The organism is Paraburkholderia dipogonis (genome assembly GCF_042680985.1).
GTDB classification, from domain to species: Bacteria; Pseudomonadota; Gammaproteobacteria; order Burkholderiales; family Burkholderiaceae; genus Paraburkholderia; species Paraburkholderia phytofirmans.
In genome coordinates this window covers 498,183-521,229 of the sequence record NZ_JBHUFR010000006.1, presented here as the reverse complement: position 1 = coordinate 521,229, position 23,047 = coordinate 498,183, and the positions used below count along the sequence as shown (strand labels likewise).

The 23,047-nt window shown below is 63.1% G+C and carries 23 protein-coding genes; 9 read left to right on the top strand and 14 right to left on the bottom strand.

What is annotated here, in order from left to right:
• Positions 1-205: 205 nt before the first annotated feature.
• Both msrA and ACFSNN_RS07010 read right to left on the bottom strand, forming a co-directional pair.
• Positions 206-946 (bottom strand): peptide-methionine (S)-S-oxide reductase MsrA, encoded by a 741-nt coding sequence (msrA, locus tag ACFSNN_RS07015; RefSeq protein WP_134459532.1) that lies wholly within the window; start codon positions 944-946, stop codon positions 206-208.
• Positions 947-995: 49 nt separating this feature from the next.
• A complete protein-coding gene (locus ACFSNN_RS07010) occupies positions 996-2,789 on the bottom strand; it encodes a cytochrome c biogenesis protein DipZ (protein WP_134459534.1) in 1,794 nt (597 codons plus the stop codon).
• A gap of 265 nt (positions 2,790-3,054) precedes the next feature.
• Here ACFSNN_RS07010 and ACFSNN_RS07005 point away from each other — a divergent pair, with 265 nt between their 5' ends.
• Both ACFSNN_RS07005 and ACFSNN_RS07000 read left to right on the top strand, forming a co-directional pair.
• The gene (locus ACFSNN_RS07005; protein ID WP_134459537.1) at positions 3,055-3,792 is read left to right on the top strand and encodes a response regulator transcription factor; all 738 of its coding nucleotides are present in this window, start codon (positions 3,055-3,057) and stop codon (positions 3,790-3,792) included.
• On the top strand, positions 3,789-5,285 hold the full coding sequence (locus ACFSNN_RS07000) for a HAMP domain-containing sensor histidine kinase (RefSeq protein WP_134459540.1): 1,497 nt from the start codon (positions 3,789-3,791) through the stop codon (positions 5,283-5,285). Before ACFSNN_RS07005 ends, ACFSNN_RS07000 begins: the two co-directional genes overlap by 4 nt.
• Positions 5,286-5,380: 95 nt before the next feature.
• Here ACFSNN_RS07000 and ACFSNN_RS06995 read toward each other — a convergent pair whose 3' ends face one another.
• Positions 5,381-6,160 carry a hypothetical protein gene (locus ACFSNN_RS06995; protein ID WP_134465464.1) on the bottom strand — a complete coding sequence of 260 codons (780 nt, stop codon included), beginning with the start codon at positions 6,158-6,160 and terminating at the stop codon, positions 5,381-5,383.
• Positions 6,161-6,258: 98 nt separating this feature from the next.
• Positions 6,259-6,456 (bottom strand): hypothetical protein, encoded by a 198-nt coding sequence (locus tag ACFSNN_RS06990; protein WP_134459543.1) that lies wholly within the window; start codon positions 6,454-6,456, stop codon positions 6,259-6,261.
• A gap of 186 nt (positions 6,457-6,642) precedes the next feature.
• Between ACFSNN_RS06990 and ACFSNN_RS06985 the strand changes: the two genes are divergently transcribed.
• Together ACFSNN_RS06985 and ACFSNN_RS06980 are read left to right on the top strand one after the other, a co-directional pair.
• Positions 6,643-6,963, top strand: coding sequence for a DUF4148 domain-containing protein (locus ACFSNN_RS06985; RefSeq protein WP_134459546.1), 321 nt, complete (start codon positions 6,643-6,645; stop codon positions 6,961-6,963).
• Positions 6,964-7,342: 379 nt separating this feature from the next.
• Positions 7,343-7,537 (top strand): hypothetical protein, encoded by a 195-nt coding sequence (locus ACFSNN_RS06980; RefSeq protein WP_134459549.1) that lies wholly within the window; start codon positions 7,343-7,345, stop codon positions 7,535-7,537.
• A gap of 82 nt (positions 7,538-7,619) precedes the next feature.
• On the opposite strand, the gene ACFSNN_RS06975 is transcribed toward ACFSNN_RS06980, so the two are convergent.
• A complete protein-coding gene (locus tag ACFSNN_RS06975; RefSeq protein ID WP_134459552.1) occupies positions 7,620-8,588 on the bottom strand; it encodes a hypothetical protein in 969 nt (322 codons plus the stop codon).
• A gap of 193 nt (positions 8,589-8,781) precedes the next feature.
• Complete coding sequence (locus tag ACFSNN_RS06970; protein ID WP_134459555.1) at positions 8,782-9,867, bottom strand: alpha/beta fold hydrolase; 1,086 nt, start codon at positions 9,865-9,867, stop codon at positions 8,782-8,784.
• Positions 9,868-10,195: 328 nt separating this feature from the next.
• On the opposite strand from ACFSNN_RS06970, the gene ACFSNN_RS06965 reads away from it, so the two are divergent.
• On the top strand, positions 10,196-10,657 hold the full coding sequence (locus ACFSNN_RS06965) for a TerB family tellurite resistance protein (RefSeq protein WP_134459558.1): 462 nt from the start codon (positions 10,196-10,198) through the stop codon (positions 10,655-10,657).
• Here the strand turns inward: ACFSNN_RS06965 and ACFSNN_RS06960 are convergent.
• Positions 10,633-11,511, bottom strand: coding sequence for a LysR family transcriptional regulator (locus ACFSNN_RS06960; protein WP_134459561.1), 879 nt, complete (start codon positions 11,509-11,511; stop codon positions 10,633-10,635). The two genes, ACFSNN_RS06965 and ACFSNN_RS06960, sit on opposite strands and share 25 nt — an antisense overlap.
• 121 nt (positions 11,512-11,632) lie before the next feature.
• Here ACFSNN_RS06960 and ACFSNN_RS06955 point away from each other — a divergent pair, with 121 nt between their 5' ends.
• Positions 11,633-12,385 carry a TerC family protein gene (locus ACFSNN_RS06955; protein ID WP_134459564.1) on the top strand — a complete coding sequence of 251 codons (753 nt, stop codon included), beginning with the start codon at positions 11,633-11,635 and terminating at the stop codon, positions 12,383-12,385.
• 91 nt (positions 12,386-12,476) lie between these two features.
• Positions 12,477-12,797, top strand: a complete 321-nt coding sequence (locus tag ACFSNN_RS06950; protein ID WP_134459567.1) for a TFIIB-type zinc ribbon-containing protein — start codon at positions 12,477-12,479, stop codon at positions 12,795-12,797.
• Positions 12,798-12,850: 53 nt separating this feature from the next.
• Here ACFSNN_RS06950 and ACFSNN_RS06945 read toward each other — a convergent pair whose 3' ends face one another.
• The 5 genes from ACFSNN_RS06945 to ACFSNN_RS06925 all read right to left on the bottom strand — a co-directional run bounded on the left by ACFSNN_RS06945 (position 12,851) and on the right by ACFSNN_RS06925 (position 18,612).
• Positions 12,851-13,504, bottom strand: a complete 654-nt coding sequence (locus tag ACFSNN_RS06945) for a DUF2894 domain-containing protein (RefSeq protein WP_134459586.1) — start codon at positions 13,502-13,504, stop codon at positions 12,851-12,853.
• Entirely contained in the window at positions 13,497-14,144 is a 648-nt protein-coding gene (locus ACFSNN_RS06940) for an OmpA family protein (RefSeq protein WP_134459589.1), read from the bottom strand. Before ACFSNN_RS06940 ends, ACFSNN_RS06945 begins: the two co-directional genes overlap by 8 nt.
• Complete coding sequence (locus tag ACFSNN_RS06935; RefSeq protein ID WP_134459592.1) at positions 14,141-16,759, bottom strand: DUF802 domain-containing protein; 2,619 nt, start codon at positions 16,757-16,759, stop codon at positions 14,141-14,143. The genes ACFSNN_RS06940 and ACFSNN_RS06935 overlap by 4 nt, the downstream gene beginning before the upstream one ends.
• Before the next feature lie 10 nt (positions 16,760-16,769).
• Positions 16,770-17,561 (bottom strand): DUF3348 domain-containing protein, encoded by a 792-nt coding sequence (locus tag ACFSNN_RS06930; RefSeq protein ID WP_134459598.1) that lies wholly within the window; start codon positions 17,559-17,561, stop codon positions 16,770-16,772.
• Between the two features lie 106 nt (positions 17,562-17,667).
• Positions 17,668-18,612: an aromatic alcohol reductase gene (locus ACFSNN_RS06925; protein ID WP_134459601.1), complete on the bottom strand. Its 945-nt coding sequence runs from the start codon at positions 18,610-18,612 to the stop codon at positions 17,668-17,670.
• Positions 18,613-18,890: 278 nt separating this feature from the next.
• Between ACFSNN_RS06925 and ACFSNN_RS06920 the strand changes: the two genes are divergently transcribed.
• Together ACFSNN_RS06920 and ACFSNN_RS06915 are read left to right on the top strand one after the other, a co-directional pair.
• The gene (locus tag ACFSNN_RS06920; protein WP_134459604.1) at positions 18,891-19,802 is read left to right on the top strand and encodes a LysR family transcriptional regulator; all 912 of its coding nucleotides are present in this window, start codon (positions 18,891-18,893) and stop codon (positions 19,800-19,802) included.
• Between the two features lie 5 nt (positions 19,803-19,807).
• Positions 19,808-21,052 carry an NAD(P)/FAD-dependent oxidoreductase gene (locus ACFSNN_RS06915; protein WP_134459607.1) on the top strand — a complete coding sequence of 415 codons (1,245 nt, stop codon included), beginning with the start codon at positions 19,808-19,810 and terminating at the stop codon, positions 21,050-21,052.
• Positions 21,053-21,126: 74 nt separating this feature from the next.
• Here ACFSNN_RS06915 and mctP read toward each other — a convergent pair whose 3' ends face one another.
• Together mctP and ACFSNN_RS06905 are read right to left on the bottom strand one after the other, a co-directional pair.
• Positions 21,127-22,608: a monocarboxylate uptake permease MctP gene (gene mctP, locus ACFSNN_RS06910; protein ID WP_134459610.1), complete on the bottom strand. Its 1,482-nt coding sequence runs from the start codon at positions 22,606-22,608 to the stop codon at positions 21,127-21,129.
• On the bottom strand, positions 22,605-22,802 hold the full coding sequence (locus ACFSNN_RS06905) for a DUF3311 domain-containing protein (protein WP_012426370.1): 198 nt from the start codon (positions 22,800-22,802) through the stop codon (positions 22,605-22,607). Before ACFSNN_RS06905 ends, mctP begins: the two co-directional genes overlap by 4 nt.
• Positions 22,803-23,047 lie beyond the last annotated feature (245 nt).

The window sequence follows — 23,047 nt, the reverse complement described above, 5'->3', positions numbered from 1 at the left end:
AAACTCTGATCGTGATTTCGCAGAACGACCGCTATTCCAGCAGCCGCCCGTTATATACGACTGGGAAGACAGCCGCATCATCGAAAAAGTACACCTCGTGCGCGTGTCGACTCATGCGCCGCTATCGGCCAATGCGTCGCGACGCGCCTCGAGCGGCCACGACAGCGGCCACAGTCGAGACGGCAGCGGCGCATCGCCCCACGTCCTATCGCGACGCCGTCGCAAACAACACCGGATCGTTGCGATACAGATCCGGGAACATCCGCTTCAGATCGTTCACTTTCGGCAGATCGTTGATCGCAATGTACGGATAGTCCGGATGGAGCGCGAGGAAGTTCTGGTGATAACTCTCCGCCGGATAAAAGCCCTTGAAGTCTTCGACGCGAGTCACGACTTTCGCCGAGAACACATGGGCGCTATCGAGCTGCGCAATATACGATTGCGCGATGCCGCGCTGCGCCGCATTCACCGGAAAAATCGCCGAGCGGTATTGCGTGCCGTGGTCGGGGCCCTGATAGTCCAGCTCGGTAGGATCGTGCGCAACCGAGAAGAATATCTGCAGCAAGCGGCCATATGTGATCTGCGTCGGATCGTACGTGATCTGCACCGACTCCGCGTGTCCCGTATCGCCCTCGCTGACGGTTTCGTATTGCGCCGTGGATGCCGCGCCGCCGGTATAACCCGAGGCAACCTGCTTCACGCCGCGCACATGTTCGAACACGCCTTGCACGCCCCAGAAGCAGCCGCCGGCGAACACCGCCGTCTCGCTATGCGTCGCGGCGGCTTTCTCGTCCTGCACGGGCGCGGGGATCTTCGTGGCGGCTTCAGCGGAATGCGCAACGTGCTGCGCGGCCACGACGCCCAGAGCAACGACGACGAGGCCCATGATTCGTGTGACGGAGAAGCGCTTGCGCAGCGACGCTGTGCTGGTGGATATCGTACGCATGATCAATCCTTCAGGTCAGTAAGAGTTGAGTCGAGCCACTTGCATCGGCTCAGCCGAACGTGAAAGCAAATGCCTGCACGCCCGGGTCCAGAAACTCGATCGAGAACGTGTGATCCCCGACTTCGCCCGTTTGCCGCACCAGTTGATAGAGGCGCTGCCCGGTTACGGTGCCGCTGCCATCTGCGGCAACGTCGGTACCGTGCGACGCGCCGGGCGCGGCGCCGTCGACGCTTACGCGAAACCGCACCGGCTTGCCGTCCTTGCCCGGGCCGAGCACCAGATGCAGGTCACGTGCATGAAAGCGATACACGATGCGTCCCGAGGGCGCCGCGAGCGTGGCGTGCTCCGCGCCAACGTTCCATGAACCGGCGAGACCCCAGTCATTGACGCCGGGTTGCGACGGCGCTGCATACGTGTGCGTCTTGTCCGCCACTTCCCCGCCCGGCGACGCGAAGTTCTCCGCCCGCTGATAACCGACGTAAGTTTCCGGCGATTGCATATCGGCGTTGTCCGCCGCGGCCTGCACGCCCTGCGCGCCGCCGCTTGCAAGACCGAGCGCGACCTTCGACGCATTCGCGTGGCCCGCTTCGGTCAGCAGTTGCTGGATCACCTTTTCGGACTCCGCATAATCGCCTTCGCCAAAGTGGTGATAACGGATCTGCCCTTTCGCATCGACGAAATAGTGCGCGGGCCAGTACTGATTATTCAGCGCGCGCCAGATCGCATAGTTGTTGTCGATCGCAACGGGATAGTCGACGCCGAGGTCGTGCGTAGCCTTCTTCACGTTGTCGATATTGCGTTCGAAAGCGAACTCCGGCGCATGCACGCCGATCACGACCAGCCCCTGATCCTTGTACTTCTGCGCCCACGCTTTGACATACGGCAGCGAGCGCAGGCAGTTGATGCACGAGTAAGTCCAGAAGTCGACCAGCACGACTTTGCCACGCAAGTCCTGCGTGGTGAGCGGCGGTGAATTCAGCCATTGGACCGCGCCGTTCAGCGGGGGCAGCACGCCTTCCACGGGCAGCGGCGCCGCCTCAGCGGCGGTGCGCATCATCGCGCCGCCCTGCGCCGCATCGGCCGGATTGCCTGCAACCGGCGCTTTGCCCGGCGCCGCGTTCGGCGACAGCTTATCGACGAGCCTCTGTTCGAGTCCACCGGTCGCAACCGTCGAGACGCGAGCAAGCACGCCGGTGTCGAAACCGAGCGCGATCGCCGCCACGCCGCACAACATCAATGCGCCGATGCCGCGGCGGATCCATTCGCCCGCGCCCAGCGAGCGCTTCATCGCCGTGAACACCTTGCCGCCGATCAGCAGCGCCACCGCCAGCGAAGTCGCCGCGCCGGCCGCGTAGGCCACCAGCAACAATGTCGTGCCGACGCTTGCGCCGCGCAATGCCGCGCCTGTCAGCACGAGACCGAGAATCGGACCGGCGCATGGCGCCCACAACAGGCCGGTCGCAATGCCGAGCAGAAACGACGAACCAGCGCGGACTTGCTGACCATCGGCCTGCGCGAAGTTCGACAGGCGATTGCCGACGCTAACGAGCGGCCGCATCAGATGATCGGCGAAACGCGGGAACAGCAAGGTCAGTCCGAAGATCGCCAGCAGGGCGATCGCCACCCAGCGGCCGTACTGGTTAGCTTGCGTGACCCAGCCGCCGCCCACGGCGGCAAGCGTCGCGACGAGGGCGAAGGTCAGCGCCATGCCCGCCAGCAAGGGCAAGCCGCTGCGCACGAAAGGCTGGTCGGCGCGCGCGAACACAAACGGCAGCACCGGCAGGATGCACGGGCTGAGAATCGTAAGGGCGCCGCCGAGATAGGCGAGAACGATGAGTAACATGTCAGTTCCGAACGTTCGTATAGGTCGGTTAAAGTGGGTACGCTGACTCGGGCGGCAGCCGGCGTACAGTTCAGTCAAAACCTGATACTGCAGAAAGTGCCCACATCCTAGAGCGCCGCCGGTGTCGAAGTCCTCACGAAAAGTTAAATTAAATGTGATAACTCGCTGCCCGGAAATTTTGCACAATGGCGCATGGCCGCTTTTCCCGGCGGCCGCGCCCGGCCCTCCTCCTCAACCACGCCACCAAACGCGGCTCAAGCCCACCATGGACAATCCGAAGCGCATCCTGATCGTCGAAGACGACGTCGACATCGCCAACGTGCTGAGCCTGCATTTGCGCGACGAGCGCTATGAGGTGGTGCACAGCGCAGATGGCAATGAAGGCCTGCGCCTGCTGGAGCAAGGCGGCTGGGACGCGCTGATTCTCGATCTGATGCTGCCCGGCGTCGACGGACTGGAAATCTGCCGGCGCGCCCGCGCGATGACGCGCTATACGCCGATCATCATCACCAGCGCGCGGTCGAGCGAAGTGCACAGGATTCTCGGCCTCGAACTCGGCGCGGACGACTATCTCGCCAAACCGTTCTCCGTGCTCGAACTCGTGGCGCGTGTGAAAGCGCTGTTGCGGCGCGTCGATGCACTGGCGAAAGACTCGAAAATCGAAGCCGGCAGTCTGCGCATCGCCGGGTTGTCGATCGATCCGTTGACACGCGAGGCCGCCGTCGACGGCAAGCCGATCGAGCTCACCCCGCGCGAATTCGACCTGCTCCATTACTTCGCGCAGCATCCCGGCAAAGTGTTCTCGCGCATGGACCTGCTCAATGCGGTGTGGGGCTATCAGCACGAAGGCTACGAGCACACCGTCAACACTCATATCAACCGGCTGCGCGCGAAGATCGAGGCCGATCCGGCTCAACCCGAGCGCATCCTGACCGTTTGGGGACGCGGCTACAAGCTCGCCGTGCCCGGCGAGCCAGCCGGCGTACCGAAGGACCCATCGTGAATCTGACGCTGACCCAGCGGCTCTCGCTCGTTTTCTCCGTGCTGCTGCTGGCATGCTGCGGCGCGTCGGCCTTCCTGCAAATCCGTTCGAGCGATCTGCACGAGAAGGAAGTCATACAGAGCCTGTCGCGCAATCTCGCCGACCATATCGCTCATGGCAACTCGTTGATGGATGCCAACGGCTTGCGGCCGGACGCGGTCCGGCAGCTATTCGGCCAACTGATGAGAGTGAACCCGAGCGTCGAGGTGTATCTGCTCGACAATCAAGGGCACATTAAAGGCGACGACGCGCCCGCGGGACACGTCAAGCGCGAACAGGTCAATCTTGCGCCGATCCGGCAATTCATCGCGGGAGACGCGCTGCCGATTCTCGGCGACGACCCGCGCAGCGTCGACGGTAAGAAGGTGTTCAGCGCAGCACCATTGCAATTGAGCGGACAGGCGCCGTCCGGCTATATCTACGTGGTCCTGCTCGGTGAGGAACACGACGCGCTCGCCGCGCGCGTGGCGGCCAGTTCCGTGCTGCGCACCACCTTGTGGTCGATGGCGCTGGTCGCGCTGCTGGGATTGCTGGCCGGCCTGACCGCATTCGGCCTGATCACGCGTCCGCTGCGGCGCCTGACCAACGCCATGCGCCGTTTCGATGCCGAGGGCGAGCCCGACACCCAGCCGAGCGTGCCGCGTTCGTCGCCGGCCGGCCGCCGCGACGAGATCGCCGTGCTCGAAGCGACGTTCGCGCAGATGGCGAACCGCATCGGCGAACAATGGCGCGCACTGACGCGCCAGGACCAGCAGCGCCGCGAACTGATCGCCAATATTTCGCACGACCTGCGCACGCCGCTGACCTCGCTGCACGGCTACCTCGAAACGCTTTCACTGAAGTCCGACACGCTCGGCGAAACGGAACGCAAACGCTATCTGGCGATCGCGCTCGCCCAAAGCGTCAAGGTGGGCCGGCTCGCGCAGGCTTTGTTCGAACTGGCCAGGCTCGAACATGGCAACGTGCAACCCGCGCTCGAACAGTTCTCGCTGGTCGATCTGGTGCAGGACGTCTTTCAGAAATTCGAATTGCCGGCCGAGGCACGGCATATTCAGTTGCACGCGAATATTGCGCCACGTTTGCCGAACGTCAGTGCCGATCTCGGCATGATCGAGCGCGTGCTGACGAATCTGCTCGACAACGCAATTCGCCATACGCCCGCAGAAGGATCGATCGAGGTGGACCTCGCGCACAAGGACGGCAAGGTGTCGGTGACAGTCAGCGACACGGGCCCCGGCATTCCGCCCGAGCAGCGCGAAGGTCTGTTCGAGCGCCCGTTCAGCTCCGGCGGCGCACATCGGGGCGGCGGGCTGGGGCTGCTGATCGTCCAGCGCATGCTGCAATTGAACCAGAGCCAGATACGTTTGCTCGACACGGCGGGAACGGGCACGACCTTCCGCTTCGAGTTGCCGACGGCCGCGATCAGGTCGAGTGCCACAGGCGTCCTGATGTGACTGCTGACGCCTAACACTCCGCTGCGACCTGGTGGACTCAGCGGGACTAGGCTCAGACCAGCAAGTCCTCATAGAACGCGCCGAACGCTGGCGGATCAGATGGTCATCGTCGCCTTCCGAAGCCGCCGGCGTTCGCGCCAGTTGCGTAACTGCCCCGCGACAAAGGCGCCGATCAGCAACGCCAGATACAGCATCAGAATGTTGTGACGCCATGTATCGAGCGAAAGTTGATGCGCGACCAGCTTGGGATCGGTCTGCAATGGCCCGATGCAGAGTGCGAGGACCGCCTGCTTCATTCGAACGAAACCCGCGGCGGACAGCATGGGCAACCCAACGAGCAGCCCCAGCAGAAAAGGTTTCGCGCGCCGCGCCCCCGCGCGATGGCGCATACGCAGCCACAGTCCCAGACAACCATGCAGCCAGCCGGGCGCAAGCAGTGCAAGCTGCAAACCTTGCGTGCCGCTAGTGATGAGCGATATCACGATGCGCTCGTAGTTCGGCTCGAATCCGTACAGCGACGAGGCAAGCCGGGTGGATACCACATGACGGATCAGCAGCAGCGGCAAACTCAATCCCGCCCAAAGGCGCACCCATTCGGTGAGCGGCATTTTCCAGTGACGCCGCCCGTAGATCGTTCGCAGCGCCAGCGAAAAATGCAACAGCGACGCGCCATAAAGAAGCACCGTTCCCGGCGCACTGCGCCACACCCGCAACGCCAGAGTCAGACCGCGACCCGCAAGATCCAGCGACCAGATCCCGAGCGCGTGATTGACCAGATGCAGGAACAGATAGACCAGCAGCACCACGCCGGACACGAGTTGGCAGCGGCGCAGCAGAGTATGAACAGCCGATTCCCTCGCAGCGCGGCCAGCCATACTTAGCGACCGCCGAAAAGGCACGAGCGGCGCGCGCCCGGCGGCTCGCAGCATGTCTGCCGGATACAGCGGCTTCCAGGTCGCAATGCGCGTTCGATTCATTTCAGGCCTCGCGTGAGAGGCCGTTGCCGCCGTTCATTAGCCGTTTTGTGATTCACCCGTGTCTGGCGGATAGCGTCGGCAAATTTCTCCAGCGCCGACAGCGAACCGCATACGCTGTGGTATTCCTCCCGGCCGATCCGCGCGTCGAGGATAACGGCCATTCCCGATTCACGGGCCATATCGATGATGTTCATTTTGCTCACCCCAATTCGTGTCTTCACGCACTGCAAGACGTCGAATCCGGCGTGATTATTCCCGCGCTTTTTTCAACGCGTTAGCGGGAATAAGTCATCCACTCCCCTGGTTTAACTGTTCAGAGCGTGCTGATGCCGGCTCACGTCGAGTTCGAACATTACGCTCGCATATCGAGGAGTATTGACATGGAACTGACCTCTTTGAACCGTCTCATGGTCCGCGCCGCAGCCGGCGCACTCGTTGCAAGCGCCACCCTCCTGGCAACGGCAAGCGGCGCCTATGCGCAGACGTCGGCCACGCCCGGCACGCATCAGCTCACGCGCGCGGAAGTGCGCCATGAACTCGAGGAGTTGGAAGCCGCCGGATACGATCCGTCTCGCGGCGACGAAAGCGACTATCCCGCCGATATTCAGGAAGCGGAAAGAAAAGTAGCCGCCATGCACGCAGCCCAGCAGAGCGCGCTAAACAACAACCAGCCAGCCATGCAAGACATGCCCATGCATTGATGGCGCTCCGGTGTGTGTGAACCTGTGGACAGCGGGTTCTCCTTTTGAGCGTCGGTCTTCTTTGGATCGACGCTCTTTTTTTGCCGCGTTCAACGCAACGCGCGAGGGGTCCTCACGTCAAAATTCGTGAGGCCACGATCGTTTGAAATAGAAACTAGCCAGTGCAGGAGCTGTTGTCGTTCAACAGACAGCAGGTAGTTCGACTGTTGGGTTTACCGCATCACTTAAAGCTTCGCCGCAAGCTCTTCAAGCCGGCAACGCCTTTGCTATCAGCCCGTTGAGGATTTTCAAGCACGCATGGCACGTCCTGTGCAGTGTGAGTGTGCGAGCAAACACAAAAGTGCTCGCATACCCAGGTAATTTTCTCAAGGAGAACGTCATGAAAGACCTGAAGATCGGCGAACTGCATCGCAACGAAGAAATGACCTCTGCCGACATGGCACGCGTGGTTGGAGGAAAAGATAAAGAACCTGTCGGCAAGCCGACTCATATCGACGCCATTAATGGCGTGCTCACGTTCGGCGATGGCTCGAAGTGGTCGATGGACCTCAATGGCAAGCTTCATCCGCTTTAAATCAGCAAAGTTCGCCTGGTTCTCCGATGAGGCGCCGCGAAGCCGGGCGCTTCACCGGTGACCGGCGGGTCAACTCAATCCATCACATCTGAGTCACGATCAAAGTACTCAACTTACGCCGCACGATCGGCGCGAGCGACGCACCTAACCGCTCGCCCTGACGTACGTCGATCAGGCTCGTGAGAAGTTTGGAGAAACGCGGCTCTTCGACACCCGACACGATGTACTGCCATCGATACGCATCCAGCACCCCGGCTTTCACGCGTGCCTGTTCGTGATTGGTAAACGCGCGCCCGGCATTGGCGAGAAAGTACGCCGCATCCGCCTCGGCCTGCAATTGCAGCAAACCATCCACCGCGACGATCAATTCGATCAGGTCGCCAATCGCCGCATCGCGTGCCGTGGCGTCGAGCTTTGCATCGTCGCGCACCCATTCGAGTTCGTCGATGATCGCGTGCTGTGACTCTTCTTTCCAGTGAAACAGAAACACGTCCTTGAAGAGCGGCGACAGGCTGTCGTCGGTTTCCATGCTTTGGCGATAGTGCACTTGCGTCACGATCTCGATGCAGCAGGTGAAAGCGAGAATGGCCCACGTCGATTTGCCGAGAACGAAGTTCGCGACGTCGTCGGTCGGCGGCATGAAGCGGTAACCCGCCGGCATGTCTTCACCGGCCAGCAACTCCAGACGGCGGAACAGTTCCTGATGCTTCAATTCTTCTTCGGTGAAGCGCATGACCGCTTCGAGCGCGATCTGATCGCCCAGAGCATGATCGCGGCCGACTTCGAGCATCTTCGCGCCGACGAAACGCTCGACCAGCCGGAACATGTTCGCGTAGGTACGGCCCTGCACTTGCGACATCAAACGCCGTTCGTCCGCGTTCAGAAACGGCAGCCGGTCGACTTCCGTAAGGCCATCCGGCAGGAACTTGTGCGCGAGATCGAAGCGGCGTCCGCGAATCACGTCGCGGTCGATATCCCAACGGATACGGCGGGACACTTCAATACATTTGGCGTAACGCTGCGACGGCAACTCGGCCTGGATGGCATTCATGGCACGACTCCTCGATGGAAAAGAGATTCGAGCGGCGCAGCGAGAGTTCGCATGGGTCACCGTCTGAATCGAATTGTCCGTATCGAGGTCGCAGCGCGCATGAGGCCGCAGTCCCGGCGGAGAGCCGAATAGCGCGGAGTCGTGCGGTGCGAGGGGGACCTGTGTCCCGGATGGCCAGCCGGGCGCGGTGTCGTCAGGCCGCGGGCGAATCGAAGCCCGCCTTGCGGGCGAGCACGATGGCCTGTGAACGGTTTTCCACTTCGAGCTTCGCAAAGATGCTCGTGATGTGATTGCGTACGGTCTTCTCACTGAGCGCGAGCCGCGCGGCAATCTGCGCGTTATCGCGTCCACCCGCAATCAGTTCGACGATGTCGCGCTCACGCGGCGTCAGCGTGGCGAACACGGGATCGATGGCGACATCGGCCGACAGAAAGTTTCTGATTTCTTCGCGCCAGCGCAGCCACGCGGGCTCCGTATCGAGCAGCAGATGATTCTCGCTTTCGAGCGGCACGAAACGCGCATCCGGAATCTGTCCCGCAAGCAGGCGGCTTTCCTCGAAGGGCACGCGGGCATCGCCGCTTGCATGCAACACGAGCGTCGGGCACGTGACCTGTTCGAGCAGATCGACGACATCGATCTCATTGAAGACCCGCATGATTCGCGCGGCGTTGCTCGGCGTGGTGGTCATGCGTTCGAGTTCGTTGAACCAGCGGTGCTGCTCGGGCGTGCCGCCGGGGATGAACTGCGTCGTGAAAAATTGCCGGAAGGCCGGGTTCTGTTGACCCCAGCCGAGTTCGGCGAGTTTGACGAGCGTTTCGGCCTCGTCGCGCATCGAGTCGCCGCCTTGCCGCTTGAGCTTGCCGCGCGCATAGCCGCCGTAAAGTATCAGCCGCTTCACGCGCTCCGGATGCGCAACCGCATAAGCGACGGAAATCGACGCGCCCTGCGATATCCCGACCAGTGTGAAGCGCTCGACGCCACTCGCGTCGATCACGGCCTCGAGGTCGCGCAGCCAGGCTTCGAACGAAATGTCGGCCACGTCGCGATCGGACAGCCCGCAGCCGCGCTGGTCATAACGCACAAGCGTGTGCTTGCGGCTCAGTTCCTCGATCAGATGACTCCACACAGGACTCTTGAGATCGAGTTCGAGATGGCTCAGCCAGTTTGCAGCCTTGACGATAACCGGACCGGTGCCCGAACTCGCATAGGCGATGCGCACGCCGTCGCTGCTGGTACAGAAACGTATCTGCTGCCGGAGGCTGGGCGGACTGGCGGACATGAGGCGCGCAATGGAGTGGCGGACTCGAGACACCGTGATTTGTCGGAGGAAAAGAGAAAGAAACGCCGGCTATTCTCACGGGCTGACGTTATGAGCAGCTTTCAACATAGAAAGCCGCCGCGATGTAATCAAACACTGCAAACGTTAAAAGTGAACGCGAGACGTGCACCGGCAGCCGCGCAGGCAACCAATACCCATCCACGATTACCCCGTCGAGCTTCGCCTTTTCCGAATCTTTCCTTCGCAATTAGCAGGTTTATCCGATCCTGAACCTATTGCAGACTGGAGCTCATCTTCACTACGGACATCGTCCACCAAGGAAAAAATCATGCGAACCTACCCGCGTAACAGCCCGCAAGCCGCAGCACGCATCGTCGCGCTGGCCCTCACTTCGGACGGTCACGTGTGCAGTTCGGAAGAGCGTGTGCTGCAGAAATTGAATATTGCCGGTGAACTCGGTCTCGCGCCCGCGCAATTCGAGCAGATCGTGCAGACGCTGTGCGAAGACCACTCGGTCGCGCAACCGTCGTTCGCGCCGCCGGTGGGCCGCCTCGACCCGGCCATGCTCACGACCTTGATCGACGAGATCGACGATCCTACGTTGCGCCGCAAGGTCATTCGCCTATGTGTCGCCGTGACGGTCGCGGACGACTATCTGGCGGACGGCGAAATCGTCCTGCTCGCTGCCATGTTGAATGCGTGGGGGCCCGACCTGACGCCGGCCGCCAACCGTCACGGGCTGCCGTCGCGCGTCATGCGCGGTTATCAGCGCGCGCCGGCCACCACCTGAGAAGCGAGCCCGTGATGTTGCCCGCGACGCGAACGAATGGCGTGAATCTCCTCGATCACGCCATCGGCGCGGCCGAGCCAGCGCAGGCCCCGCAGCAGCGACAGATCTTCCGCGCCGAGTTCCGCGAGCGGAAACACGCCGAGGCCGCGCGCGGCGAACACCGCCATCAGCGCGCTGTCCTCGAATTCGCCGACGATGTGCGGCCGGATGCCCTGCGCGTCGAACCAACGGTCGAGCCGCGCGCGCAAAGCGGCGTGCCGGGTCGGCAGAAGCACGGGCACCTCGGCGAGGCACTGCGGAAAGCCCGCGCGCGCGGATTTGCGGACGATCCCAGCCGGGCCGTACCAGTCGACCGGCGAACCGGCCAGGCGCTGGCTCAGCACGCGCAGGTCGGCATTGTGCGGCGCCGGCTGGCAAGCGAGCACCAGATCGAGCCGATGCAGCGCGAGTTCCGACATCAGCTCCGCGTGCTCGCCCTCGTGACATAAAAGCCTGAGCGACGGCGTGCCGAGCACCGGCGCCAGCAGCGCATGCGCCGCGAGCTTCGAAATGCCGTCGGAAAGACCGACGGCGAGGCGCGCCACGCTTTCCCCACCGGCCTCGCGCATCTCGTCGAGGAGCGCCTCGCCAAGCTGAAAAATCTGCTCCGCGCGATTGAACGCCGTCTCGCCTGCTTCGGTCATCGTGACGCCGCGCCCCGCCGGCTTCAGCAATTGCCGCCCGATCGATTTCTCCAGCTCCCGCACCTGCGCGCTGATGGTCTGCACCGCCATATCGAGACGTTCGGCCGCACGCGCGAAGCCGCCCTCTTTCACTACTATCCAGAAGTAATACAGATGCCGGTAATTGAGCATGGCGTGACACTTCGAAAAAAACGATACGTCGCTCAGAGTATCACTGATTTATCCGAAGCCAAAAGATAGCGATCATGGTCGCTAATCCAACGTCACCCGCATTCATTCGCTTACGGACACCATGGACACTCTGCTTACACTCGTTGCCGACCCCGCCGCATGGGCCGCGCTCCTTATGCTGGTCGTGATGGAGATCGTGCTCGGCATCGACAACCTGATCTTCATCTCGATCCTCAGCAACAAGCTGCCGGAAGCGCAACGCGCGCGCACACAGCGCATCGGCATCATGCTCGCGCTCGTGATGCGGCTCGGCCTGCTCGGCACCGTCGCGTGGATCGCGCAGTTGACCGCGCCCGCCATCACGCTGTTCGCTCACGCGTTTTCGTGGCGCGATCTGATCCTGCTTGGCGGCGGCCTGTTCCTCGTCTGGAAGGCGACGCGCGAGATTCATCACCACGTGACGCATGCCGAAGAAGAACGCAGCAAAGCGGGCAGCACCGTCCAGTTGACCGTGGCGGCCGCGATCGGCCAGATCCTGGTGCTCGATATGGTGTTCTCGGTCGACAGCATCATCACGGCGGTCGGCATGACCGAACACATGCCGATCATGTTCGTCGCGGTAATTAGCGCGGTTCTCGCCATGCTATTCGCCGCGCGCCCGCTGTCACGCTTTATCGATCGCAATCCGACCATCGTCACGCTTGCGCTCAGTTTTCTGCTCGTGATCGGTATGACGCTGATTGCGGAAGGTTTCGGTTCGCACGTGCCGAAGGCCTACATCTACGTGGCGATGGCGTTCTCGGCGTTCGTGGAAGCGATGAACATGCTGGTGCGCCGCGCGAAATCGAAGCGCGTGCTCAACAGCGGGCAATAAGCGAAATGCGTGTAACGGTTTTCCCGGATCGGGCGGTCAGCATTCGCCCGGTCCAGCATTCGATGTCTTTCTACTCCTGAGGAGCGACGCCATGAAATGCCCGGTTTGCAAGACCACCGACCTGCTGATGACCGAGCGCCGCTCGATCGAAGTCGATTACTGTCCCGACTGCCGGGGCGTGTGGCTCGATCGCGGCGAACTCGACAAGCTGATCGCGCAGGACACGGCGAATTCAGACACGCCGGCTGCTCCGCGCTCAAGTCACGATCGCCACGATAGTCACGATCGCCACGATCGCCATCGGCAGCAGGATCATTCATACGACAGCCAGCGCGGTTACGACGAGCATCGATCGGGTTATCGGACGCAGAAGAAAAAGCGCTCGCTTTTCGACGTGTTCGATTTCGACTGAGCGCCGTCAGCCATGAAGGAAGGAGCGCCGGGAACGTTCCGGCGCATATTGCACTAGCGTGCTTTGCCGCGAGCACTCTTGCCGGTGCTGCCGGCGCGAGGCGCATCTTTACCGGCGGGCGCGCCGCCGCCGTTTATCTGCTCCATCCATGACAAGGCATCGACGTAGGACAGAAACTGCTTGAGGTAACCCGGCGAAACTTCGCGCATGAGCGAGAGCGCCCGATGCACGAGGCTGCTCGAGTTGAGCGGACCGGCATTACCCGGCACCTGCTCCAGCGACTGCCGCATCTGCTTTTCCGTGCGGACCTTCGACCAGACTTCCCTGAAGTAATCGAGCGCGGGCAGTTCGGGATAGGAAGCGGCGCGCGGCAAACCGATTGCCGCGAGCATATGATCCTGACTCGCAATGTAGTCGACCAGGCTCTTCAGCGTTGCGTGCGTAGGCTCATCGGCGGCTTGGGTACCAGTTTGATCGGCCAGAGGAGCCGCGGCGCGCTTGATATGCCCGGCGTAAGCGTCCAGCAGACCGGAAAGCCTTTCGTCCAGAATCCGCCGCGCTTCGCCGCTGTGGCCGGCCGCGCGCCGTTCGAGCGCGTCGATGAAATGGAAGCGAACAGGATCGAGGCGATCGTCGCCGCGCTCGCGCCATGCGTCTAGCGTCGCCCGGGCTCCGCTTGCCGGATCGTTATCGCCGCCGTTACTCACGAGGCTTCACCACTGCAGTCGATGGCCGAGGCACCGGTGCTATTTCCACGCGCCGGTTTTTGGCGCGTCCCTGCTCGTCGGTATTCGAACTGACAGGCTGACCCGAGCCGAACGCAGCCGCAAACAGCGACGACGCGGGCACGCCGTCGTCGATCAGCGCGCGCGTCACTGTCAGCGCGCGCTGCGCCGACAATTCCCAGTTGTCGGCGAAACGGCGATTGCCTTCGCGCAGACGCTGGTCGTCGGTAAAGCCGCTCACCATCAGGATTTCGTCATTGGCGCCGAGATACGCGGAGAGCGGCCCGGCCAGACTCTTCAGCAGATCACGGCCCTGCGGCTGCAACTGATCCGAGTTCAGCGCGAACAGCACATTGCCGCTGATGCCGATCCGCCCGTTCACGAGCGTCACGCGCCCAGCCGCGAGCGGACCCGCCAGCGCCTGCTCCAGCGTCTTGCGGCGCTGGGTTTCCAGTTGACGCTGCTTGACCTCCTGCTCCAGCTTGCTCGATAACTCCAGTTGCACGCCGATCACGCCGACGAGGATCAGCACGAAAGCGCCCAGCAGTACCGACATGAGATCGCCGAAAACCGGCCAGATCGGCGCGACCTGCTCCACGCCGCCGTCGATGTCCTCGCTCATGCCGCTTCAGCCCCCGCTGGCGCGCGCCGGCCGGCAAGCTGCTGCAGGTCTTCGACGATCTGCTTCTGCGACATCACGCTCAGATCGATCACTTCCCGCGCCTGCGCCACGTAATAGGCAAGCTGTTCGTCGCTGCGCGCGAGGGATTTGTCGAGCGCGGTTTCGATGCGTTGCAGGTGCGTCACCAGCTTGTCGTTCGACTCGCCGAACACTTGCACGGCGGTGCCGAATGCTTCGCCGAGACTTGCCACTTCGACCGCGCTGCCGGTGACCTGCGCGGCCACCGAGCCCAGTTTGCCGGTTTCGTGTTCGAGCTTGTCGGTGAAACGCGTGCCCACGCGCTCCAGCAAATCCGCCGACGTGGCGACGAGCGCGTCGACCGCCGTGCGCTGCTCCGTGGATGCGTGATTGACGGCGTCGAGCAGGGTTTCCAGCGTTTCCAGCAAGCGGCTGCGCTCCTGCAGCATCGCGGTATCGCGGACCATGCTGTCGGAGAGTTTCTGACGCAGTTCGGCGACGACTTCGGCCGCGGCTTTCGGCGCTTCCGAAGCGGCTTGCACGAGTTGGCCGATCTCGGCAATCGTCTCGCTGGCGTGGGCCTGCGTCTGGGCGGAGATGTCGCGCGCGGTTTGCGCCAGCGTCTCGCAAATTTCCTGCTGACGGCTCGCGGTACGTGCGCCCGCTTGCTCCCATTCCGCGCTCAAGGTGTTGGCCATTGCGCCGAGCGCTTCGGTCCAGGCGGCCAGACGCTGCTGATCGCGCGAGGCCAGTTCGGCTTGCAGATTTGCCGCGGCCTTCGGCGCTTCCGCAGCAGCCTGCACGAGCCGGTCGATTTCGGCAATCGTATTGCTGGCGTGCGCTTGCGTTTGGGCCGAAATATCGCGTGCCGTTTGCGCCAGCGTCTCGCAGATTTCCTGCTGACGGCTCGCGGTTTGCGCGCCCGACTGCGCCCATTCCTTGCTCAACGTGGCAGCCATCGCGCCGAGCGTGTCGGTCCAGGCCGACAGACGCTGCTGGTCCCGCGAGGCCAACTCAACCTGCAGGTTCGCCGCCGCTTTCGGTGCTTCGGCCGCGGCCTCGACGAGCCTATCGATTTCCGCAATCGTTTTGCTGGCGTGCGCTTGCGTCTGTGCCGAGATATCACGCGCCGTTTGCGCCAGCGTCTCGCAGATTTCCTGCTGACGGCTCGCGGTTTGCGCGCCCGACTGTTCCCACGCCTTGCTCAGCGTCCTCGCCATCGCAGCGAGTGCCTCGGTCCAGGCGGCGAGCCGTTGTTCATCTTTCGAAGCCAGCTCGGTCTGCAAGTCCGCGTGCGACTGACCCACGCCACGCAGCAGCGACGCCGCGTGCTGCTCGAAAGTCGCGGCGGCCGCCGCCAACGCCTGCTGGTTGTTCGCCGCGAGCTTTTCTCCGGCGTTCTCCTGACGCGCCAGCGCCTCGTTCCAGGCCTGCGAGACGTTGCCCGCCGTGCTTTCCAGCCGCGCGGAAACGCCGTCCAGCAGACCGGCCGAGCGCTGCTCGAAAGTGTCGGTGAAGCGATCCAGCGAGGCGCGCAGATGCTGCGCCAGTTCCTCGCTCGAACGCTGATGTCCCGCCAAGGCCTTGTTCCAGATATCCGCGACGGTCGTGGTGGTCGTCTCGAAGCCGCTCGACAGGCCGTCCAGTTGCCGCTGCACGGCGTGCGTGACGGCGTCGTGCAATGCGCTCGTCTCGCGCGCGAGGCCGGCCATGGTGGCTTGCATGACCGGCTGCAGCGCCGCGCCGGCGGCGCGCGTGCTGTCCGCCACGCTCTCCTTCAACGACTGCTCGACCGAACTCGCGAGGCGCGTATAAGCGGCCTCGGCCCTGCCGTGAAAAGCCTCCTGGCTGGCGATCTGCCGCTCGTTCAAGGCGAGGCTCTGTTGCTCGATGGCCGACATCATCGTCTGCAGACGGTCGACCAGCGTGGGCATCACCTCGGACTGACGCTGCAGGAGCCTGAAAGCCTCTTCGCGCTGATGACTCTGCGAGTAGATGCGCAGGGTCGTCGCGATCTTCACGTCGAGCATCTGCGCGGCCTGCAGGCGCTCGCGCCGGCACAGCGCGGACAGCAACCCCAGCATCGCGGAGGTTGCCACGCCCGCAATCGAGGTGCCGAACGCAAAGCCCAAACCCTTGACCGGCGCGGCGAGCGATGCGCGGATCGCCTGCAGGTCGGTCGCGCTTTCCAGCGCCATGCCGGTGCCGCGCAAGGTCACCACCATGCCGAGCAACGTGCCGAGCATGCCCAGCAACACCAGCAACCCGACCAGGTAAGGCGTGAGTGCCGGACCCGGCAAGGCCACCCGCTCGCCCTCGACGCGCAGGCGCGCCGCGTGGCGCAGGCTCGGATGCAAGGGCTCGAGCCATGTGCCGAGGCTCGGCGGCGGCCCGGACAGCCCGGCGACCGCCTGCGTGAGCGTGGCGGTCGCCTGGTTGTAGCGGTGCAATTCGAGCGAACCCGCCAGATAGCACCCGCCGATCAATAAGGTGACGGCCAACGCCAGCGGATTCGAACCGAGGTAGCCGGCGGCGATCCAGCACACAGCGGCCAGACCTGCCAAAAACACAACGAGATCAATACGATATCTGGACATAGTGTCCCAGTTAGCTGGCGCGAAGGGCGGCGAGCAACCCTTCGACCGGTTGTAAACGAATATCCAGTTCGGCAAGCAACACGCTCTGCATGTCCTTGCGGAACACATTCAGCCATGCGCCGGGTGCGAGCGCCGCTGCGTTGGCGGCGACGTTGCTGTCGGTGTCGCCAGTGGCTGCGTCCGAGGCTTCGGCGGCAGCCAGCGCCGCCTGCTCGGCCGCGCGCAAGCGCTCGAAGTGCCCGGCCAGCAGCGCGGGTATGGCGGCGAGCAGGTTGCGCTCACGCTCGCTCAGTGCGCGCTCCATTACCGCGTCCACCACGGCGAGGCGCGCCATGGCGGGTGTTCTGGTGGCCAGCATGCCTCGCAGGCGGCCGCGCAGATTGCCGATCGCCATTTCCATCGACTGCTGGATGGAGAGGTAGCGTTGACGGAACATCGCGTAATCGGCCGCCGGCTCCGCGGGCGCGCTCTGCAACGACGCATGCGCGGACACGCGCACGGGCCCGCGCCGCCTGTCGGCCGCGAACACGCTATCGCCCGTAATGGTCTTCGCCAGCGAACTGCGCGCGCGGACGTACTCCGATTCTTCGGCGCCGCCGAACCCGCGCGTGCCGGCGGAAACCGCGGGCGGATCGCCGTTCAGCACCGAGGACAGCGCAATGGCGTCGGTCCAGCCGAGCCATTGGCTGAGCCGGTCCGAGAGCGATTGCCTGGATTCGGGAACGTCGACATCCGCGAGGCGTGCCAGTAAGCGAATGAGCGCCGGGCCGCTGAGGGCGGTGCGCTGGGGGGCTTGCAACATACCACCGGAGGCAAAAAAGCCGCCAGTTTACACGCTGTCGACGTCTGGGCGGCTGCAAGTCGATTCGGGGGCCCTGCGCGGGGCGCATTTTACTTGAGCCGCGCGCTCACAAAAGCGACACACCCTCGCGCGCCAGAAGGTTCTCGCGCATCCACTGCTCCATGCCGCGAACCGCGATGCCGCGCTGCCCGTTGAACGTGCGCTCCTTGTCCCACGACACGCCCGCGCCTTGCGCGAACACCACGCGGTACTTCCTGATCGCGCTGTCGGGCTCGCCGGCCAGTTCGCCCTGCAATTGCGGCACGCTCCATTCGACGCGGCGTACCTGACGCCCGAGCACCGCATCGACCGCGTCCGCCAGTTGCCGGTATGTGACCGTGTCGCCGGCAACGAACACGACCTCGTCCGCGATACGCGGTTCGGCGAACGCGATCTCCACGGTGAGTCTGCCGATGTCGTCGGCCGTGGTGACCGTGACCGCGTTGTCCCAATTGCCGAGCGCGTGAACCGTGTTGTGCTCCAGATCCACCACGCCGAAGGAAGGCTCGAACAGAAAGCTCGTGAACATGCCGGTCGACACGATCACCCATTCGGTTCGATCTTGCGCGCGCAACAGATCGCGCACGTCGAGCTGTTCGTCGAACAGATCCTGCGCGCTGCCCCGGCCGATCACGTCGTAGTCCACCCCGAACTGCCACGGGAAATAACGCTCGACGCCGGCCTCGAGCACGGCACGCGCGATCTTCAGCTGCACGCCTTTTCCGCCGACGAACCCCGTGCACGATATGACCGTGTCGAAGCGCCGGAACAGCGCGGCGAGCGAGGCTTCGGACTGCCCGGCCAGATCGCCCGGCACGAGTTCGATGGAAAGCGAACGCAGTTCGGCGAGGTCCTTCTGTTTGGCGGCGTCGCTCGATTGCAGGGTGGACAGGCGCAGCAGCACCGCGACCGAGACGCCCGGCGACGCAGCGGCCCGCCGCGCGAGACTGCGCAATACGGCCATGCCGAGTTCACCGGCGCCGAGAACGAGAATGGATTGAGTGTGCGACATGGCGTGACCTTTTCGAAGTTCGTTAAATAGTTTCGGTTTTGCGATCCGCTGCCACCGGTAACACGCTGCTGCGCAGTCGGTTCGGGCGGACATCAACCGGACGATCTGGAGTCTAGGTGCGCAAGCCGTTGCCATTGTTCGCTCTCACGGAATTGAGAAAGCACCCGCGACGAACCTGCCGGCTCAGGTCGGATAAAGCGAACGACTCCATGTAAGATGAACGCCCGCTTCAACGCGCCTGTGGACGGCGCCGCGCGAACCCGGACAGGTGCCCGCTCATGGACAAACTTCAAGCGATGACGACCTTCGTGCGCATCGTCGAGGCTCAGAGCTTCAGCAAGGCCGCGGAAACGCTTTCGCTGCCGCGTTCGTCGGTCACTACGATGATCAAGAATCTGGAGCAGGAGCTAGGCACCGCCTTGCTCCGGCGCAGCACCCGCACGCTCAGCCTGACCGATGCGGGCGAGCGTTACTACGCGTCCTGCCGGGCGATTCTCGCGGAAATCACGCGCGTGGAAAGCGAGCTATCCGCCGATGCGGCGACCCCGCGTGGTCGTGTCCGCGCGGACATGCCGGGAGTCCTCGGGCGCGCGATGGTGTTGCCGCGGCTGCGCGAATTTGAGCAGCGCTTTCCCGGCATCGAGCTTGTGCTCGGTCTGAGCGACCGTCCCGCGGATCTGATCTACGACGGCATCGATTGCGTGATCCGCACCGGCGAACTGGCGGATTCGAGCCTGATCGCGCGACGGCTCGGAGAACTGAGCTGGATCACGTGCGCAGCGCCGCGATATTTGAAAGAATATGGCGAGCCCGAAAGCGTGAGCGCGCTCAACGAGCACCGTGCGATCAATTACATTTCGAACGCGACCGGCAGGCCGCTCGACTGGCGCTTTCACGTGCAAGGCGAAGATCTCGCCATGAGCATGCCGAGCCGCTTTGCGGTGAATGAAACAGAGGCCTATCTGCAATGCGGTCTCGAAGGATTGGGATTGATTCAGCTCTCCGAGTTCGTCGCGCTGCCGTATCTGAAATCAGGACGTCTGAAAGAAGTGCTCGCCGCTGCGCGATCGTCGGCGGTGCCTGTTTCAATTGTCTATCCGCACGGCCGGAATGCGAGCGGCGCTACCCGAACGTTTGTCGACTGGATTGCGGAACTCTTCGAACAAAGCGACTTCAAGCGAGGCCTATAAGCAGAATGAAATTCGATACCGTTGTGCTCGGGGCAGGCATTGTCGGCGTGTGCACTGCCGTCCATCTGCAAAAACGCGGCCGTCAGGTCGCGCTGGTCGATCGCAAGCTGCCCGGCAACGAGACCTCGTTCGGCAACGCCGGGCTAATCCAGCGCGAAGGCGTTTATCCCTACGCGTTTCCTCGCGGGCTCGGCACGTTGCTGCGCTATGCGCGCAACCAGTCGCCCGACGTTCGCTATCATGCCGACGCGATCGTCAAGACCGCGCCATTTCTTTGGCAGTACTGGCGCAACTCTCATCCAACGCGGCACGCCGCCATTGCGAAGTCGTACGCGACGCTGATCGAGCATTGCGTGAGCGAGCACCGCGCGCTCGCCGCCGAGGCAGGCGCGAGCGCGCTACTACGCCCTATCGGCTGGATAAAAGTGTTTCGCACAGCAGCGGCTCGCGACGCGGAAACCCGACTCGCCGAGCGGTGGCATCGCGAATATGAAGTCGAGTTCGAAGCCCTCAACGCCGCCCGTCTGCAACAGCTGGAACCCGATCTCGACAAGACCTTGCTGGGCGGCTTGCGCTATCCGGAATCCGATTCGGTGAGCGACCCGAACGCGCTCGTCACCGCTTACGCCAGATATTTCGAAGCACTCGGCGGGCGCTTTTTTATCGGCGATGCGGATACGCTGCGCGATGGCTGGCAAGTCGACACGCAAGCGGGAACGATCTCCGCGTCATCCGCGGTCGTGGCGTTGGGGCCGTGGTCGGAGCGCGCGAGCGTGCGCCTGGGTTACCGCTTGCCGCTCGCCGTCAAACGCGGCTATCACATGCACTACGCAGCGCAAGGCACTGCGCGCCTGAATCATCCGGTGCTCGACGCGGAAGGCGGCTACCTGCTGGCGCCGATGGCGCGCGGCATCCGCTTGACGACGGGCGCGGAAATCGCGGATCTGGAAGCGCCCAAAACACCGGCGCAACTCGCCGCGGTCGAGCCGGTTGCCCGCACGCTGTTCCCCTTGGGCGAGCGTCTCGATGACGAACCCTGGATGGGCCGGCGTCCTTGTACAGCGGACATGCTGCCGATCATCGGCCCTGCGAAAAAACATCCGGGCTTGTGGTTCGCGTTCGGCCACGCGCATCACGGGCTGACGCTCGGTCCGATAACCGGGCGGCTGATCGCCGAAATGATGACGGGCGAAGCAACGCTCGTGGACCCGCGGCCGTTCAGCGTGGAACGGTTCGCACGGCACGGTTAGCGCTTCGGAGCGCAACAAAAAAACGCCGCAGACAAACCAGCTCCGCGGCGTTGCTTTACTTCGACATCGATCGTTCAGGCCGTGGCCACCACCCTGCGCGGCGACAGAACCGACACGGCGAAGCTCACGACGATATTGACCGTCAGTGCGATCAGCCCGATATACACCGGATAGACCGCATCGCCGAGATGCAGGGCGAACACCGGCTTGAGGCCTTGCGAAATCGCCAGCCCGGTTCCGAGCACGATCCCGGCCAGCCAACCGAGGAACAGGCCCGGCGTGTTCAAACGACGCGTGTACAACGAGAACACGATTGCCGGGAATATCTGCAGAATCCACACGCCGCCCAGCAGTTGCAGGTCGATCGCGTATTGCGTCGGCAGGAACACGATGAACAGCAGCGCGCCGAACTTCACGACCAGCGAGACGATCTTCGCCGTGGAAGCCTCGCCTTCCGGCGAGAAATTCGGCGAAACGAGCGGACGCCACAAATTGCGCGTGAACAGATTGGCCGCGCCGATCGACATGATCGCCGCGGGCACCAATGCGCTGATCGCAATCGCCGCCGCCGCGAAGCCCACGAACCACGACGGGAACAGCGTGTTGAACAGCGCCGGCACCATGTCCGAGGCGGACTTCACATGCACGCCGGCCGCGATCGCCATATAACCGAGCAACGCGATCAGACCCAGCAGCAGCGTGTACGCCGGCAGGAAGATCGCATTCTTGCGCACGGTATTCGCCGACGAGGACGACAGCACCGCCGTCATCGTATGCGGATACATGAACGCCGCCAGTGCCGAGCCCAAAGCCAGCGATGCATACGCGGTGAACTGCGTCGGCTTCAGAATGATGCCGGTCGCGCCGCCCTTGGCCTTGAAATACGTATCGGCCGCGTCGAACACATGCGCGTAGCCGCCGAGCTTGGCCGGAATCAGCCACACCGCCGCGATCACGACGATATAGATCATGATGTCCTTGACGAACGCGATCATCGCCGGCGCGCGCAGGCCGCTGGCATACGTGTACAGCGCGAGAATCACGAAGGCGACGATCAGCGGCATTTCGCCGGTCACGCCGAGCCCCTTGATCACGACCTGCATGCCCACCAGCTGCAGCGCGATATACGGCATGGTCGCGACAATGCCGGTGATCGCGATGGCCGCCGGGAACCACTTGCCGCCGTATTCGCCCTGCACGTAGTCCGCTGCCGTAATGTGGTTTTTCGCATGCGCGATCTTCCACAGTTTCGGCATCACCGCAAACACGAACGGATAGACGATGATCGTGTACGGCAATGCAAAGAAGCCATATGCACCGACCGAATAGACCAGCGCGGGCACGGCGATCACCGTATAGGCGGTATAGAAGTCGCCGCCCACGAGGAACCATGAAATGATCGTGCCGAACTGGCGGCCGCCGAGGCCCCATTCGTGCAATTGCGTCAGGTCGCCCCGTTTCCAGCGCGCGGCAAAGAAGCCGATCACAGTGACGAGAACGAAGAAGGCGATAAAGACGGTCATCGCAACCGGATTCACGGGATTGACGTCGCTCATTTGACACCTCGGTACACGGCGTAAATCAGTAGCGAGGTCAACGGCACCCACAAGAACTGATACCAGTAAAAGAAAGGAAAGCCCGCGAACGACGGACGCGTGTCGTTATAAAACGGCAGCCACAGCAATGCGATGTACGGGAGCAGCAGGATCAGCCATAGCCATGAACGGCCGGCGGGTTGGGATGTCTCCACAATCATCTCCTAAGTCTATTATTGACACCACGCGCCACGACTTGTGGTCCGGCACGCGGAAACCGGTTAGCGGGTATGAGTCGGCAAACCGGGGTGCTTATTACTTCGCGCGAGGCGCGCGACGACGGGCGCAGCCGCCTGCAAGACGCACTATGCCGTGGGGATGTAGTATTCGCCTTCGTGAGCGTCCTCACAAGCGCGCAACTACGTAAGCCGGCTACGTAGTACTACGTAGCCGGTCAGCG

Bases quoted from the DNA above. Each gene is read 5' to 3' on its own strand.
- ACFSNN_RS06935 (WP_134459592.1), bottom strand. From the start codon at position 16,759: ATGTCCAGATATCGTATTGATCTCGTTGTGTTTTTGGCAGGTCTGGCC.
- ACFSNN_RS06960 (WP_134459561.1), bottom strand. From the start codon at position 11,511: ATGCTCAATTACCGGCATCTGTATTACTTCTGGATAGTAGTGAAAGAG.
- ACFSNN_RS06955 (WP_134459564.1), top strand. From the start codon at position 11,633: ATGGACACTCTGCTTACACTCGTTGCCGACCCCGCCGCATGGGCCGCG.
- mctP (WP_134459610.1), bottom strand. From the start codon at position 22,608: ATGAGCGACGTCAATCCCGTGAATCCGGTTGCGATGACCGTCTTTATC.
- ACFSNN_RS06990 (WP_134459543.1), bottom strand. From the start codon at position 6,456: ATGAACATCATCGATATGGCCCGTGAATCGGGAATGGCCGTTATCCTC.
- ACFSNN_RS06930 (WP_134459598.1), bottom strand. From the start codon at position 17,561: ATGTTGCAAGCCCCCCAGCGCACCGCCCTCAGCGGCCCGGCGCTCATT.
- ACFSNN_RS06950 (WP_134459567.1), top strand. From the start codon at position 12,477: ATGAAATGCCCGGTTTGCAAGACCACCGACCTGCTGATGACCGAGCGC.
- ACFSNN_RS06920 (WP_134459604.1), top strand. From the start codon at position 18,891: ATGGACAAACTTCAAGCGATGACGACCTTCGTGCGCATCGTCGAGGCT.
- ACFSNN_RS06995 (WP_134465464.1), bottom strand. From the start codon at position 6,160: ATGGCTGGCCGCGCTGCGAGGGAATCGGCTGTTCATACTCTGCTGCGC.
- ACFSNN_RS06925 (WP_134459601.1), bottom strand. From the start codon at position 18,612: ATGTCGCACACTCAATCCATTCTCGTTCTCGGCGCCGGTGAACTCGGC.
- ACFSNN_RS06975 (WP_134459552.1), bottom strand. From the start codon at position 8,588: ATGAATGCCATCCAGGCCGAGTTGCCGTCGCAGCGTTACGCCAAATGT.
- msrA (WP_134459532.1), bottom strand. From the start codon at position 946: ATGCGTACGATATCCACCAGCACAGCGTCGCTGCGCAAGCGCTTCTCC.
- ACFSNN_RS07010 (WP_134459534.1), bottom strand. From the start codon at position 2,789: ATGTTACTCATCGTTCTCGCCTATCTCGGCGGCGCCCTTACGATTCTC.
- ACFSNN_RS06965 (WP_134459558.1), top strand. From the start codon at position 10,196: ATGCGAACCTACCCGCGTAACAGCCCGCAAGCCGCAGCACGCATCGTC.
- ACFSNN_RS07005 (WP_134459537.1), top strand. From the start codon at position 3,055: ATGGACAATCCGAAGCGCATCCTGATCGTCGAAGACGACGTCGACATC.
- ACFSNN_RS06940 (WP_134459589.1), bottom strand. From the start codon at position 14,144: ATGAGCGAGGACATCGACGGCGGCGTGGAGCAGGTCGCGCCGATCTGG.
- ACFSNN_RS06915 (WP_134459607.1), top strand. From the start codon at position 19,808: ATGAAATTCGATACCGTTGTGCTCGGGGCAGGCATTGTCGGCGTGTGC.
- ACFSNN_RS06970 (WP_134459555.1), bottom strand. From the start codon at position 9,867: ATGTCCGCCAGTCCGCCCAGCCTCCGGCAGCAGATACGTTTCTGTACC.
- ACFSNN_RS06980 (WP_134459549.1), top strand. From the start codon at position 7,343: ATGAAAGACCTGAAGATCGGCGAACTGCATCGCAACGAAGAAATGACC.
- ACFSNN_RS06985 (WP_134459546.1), top strand. From the start codon at position 6,643: ATGGAACTGACCTCTTTGAACCGTCTCATGGTCCGCGCCGCAGCCGGC.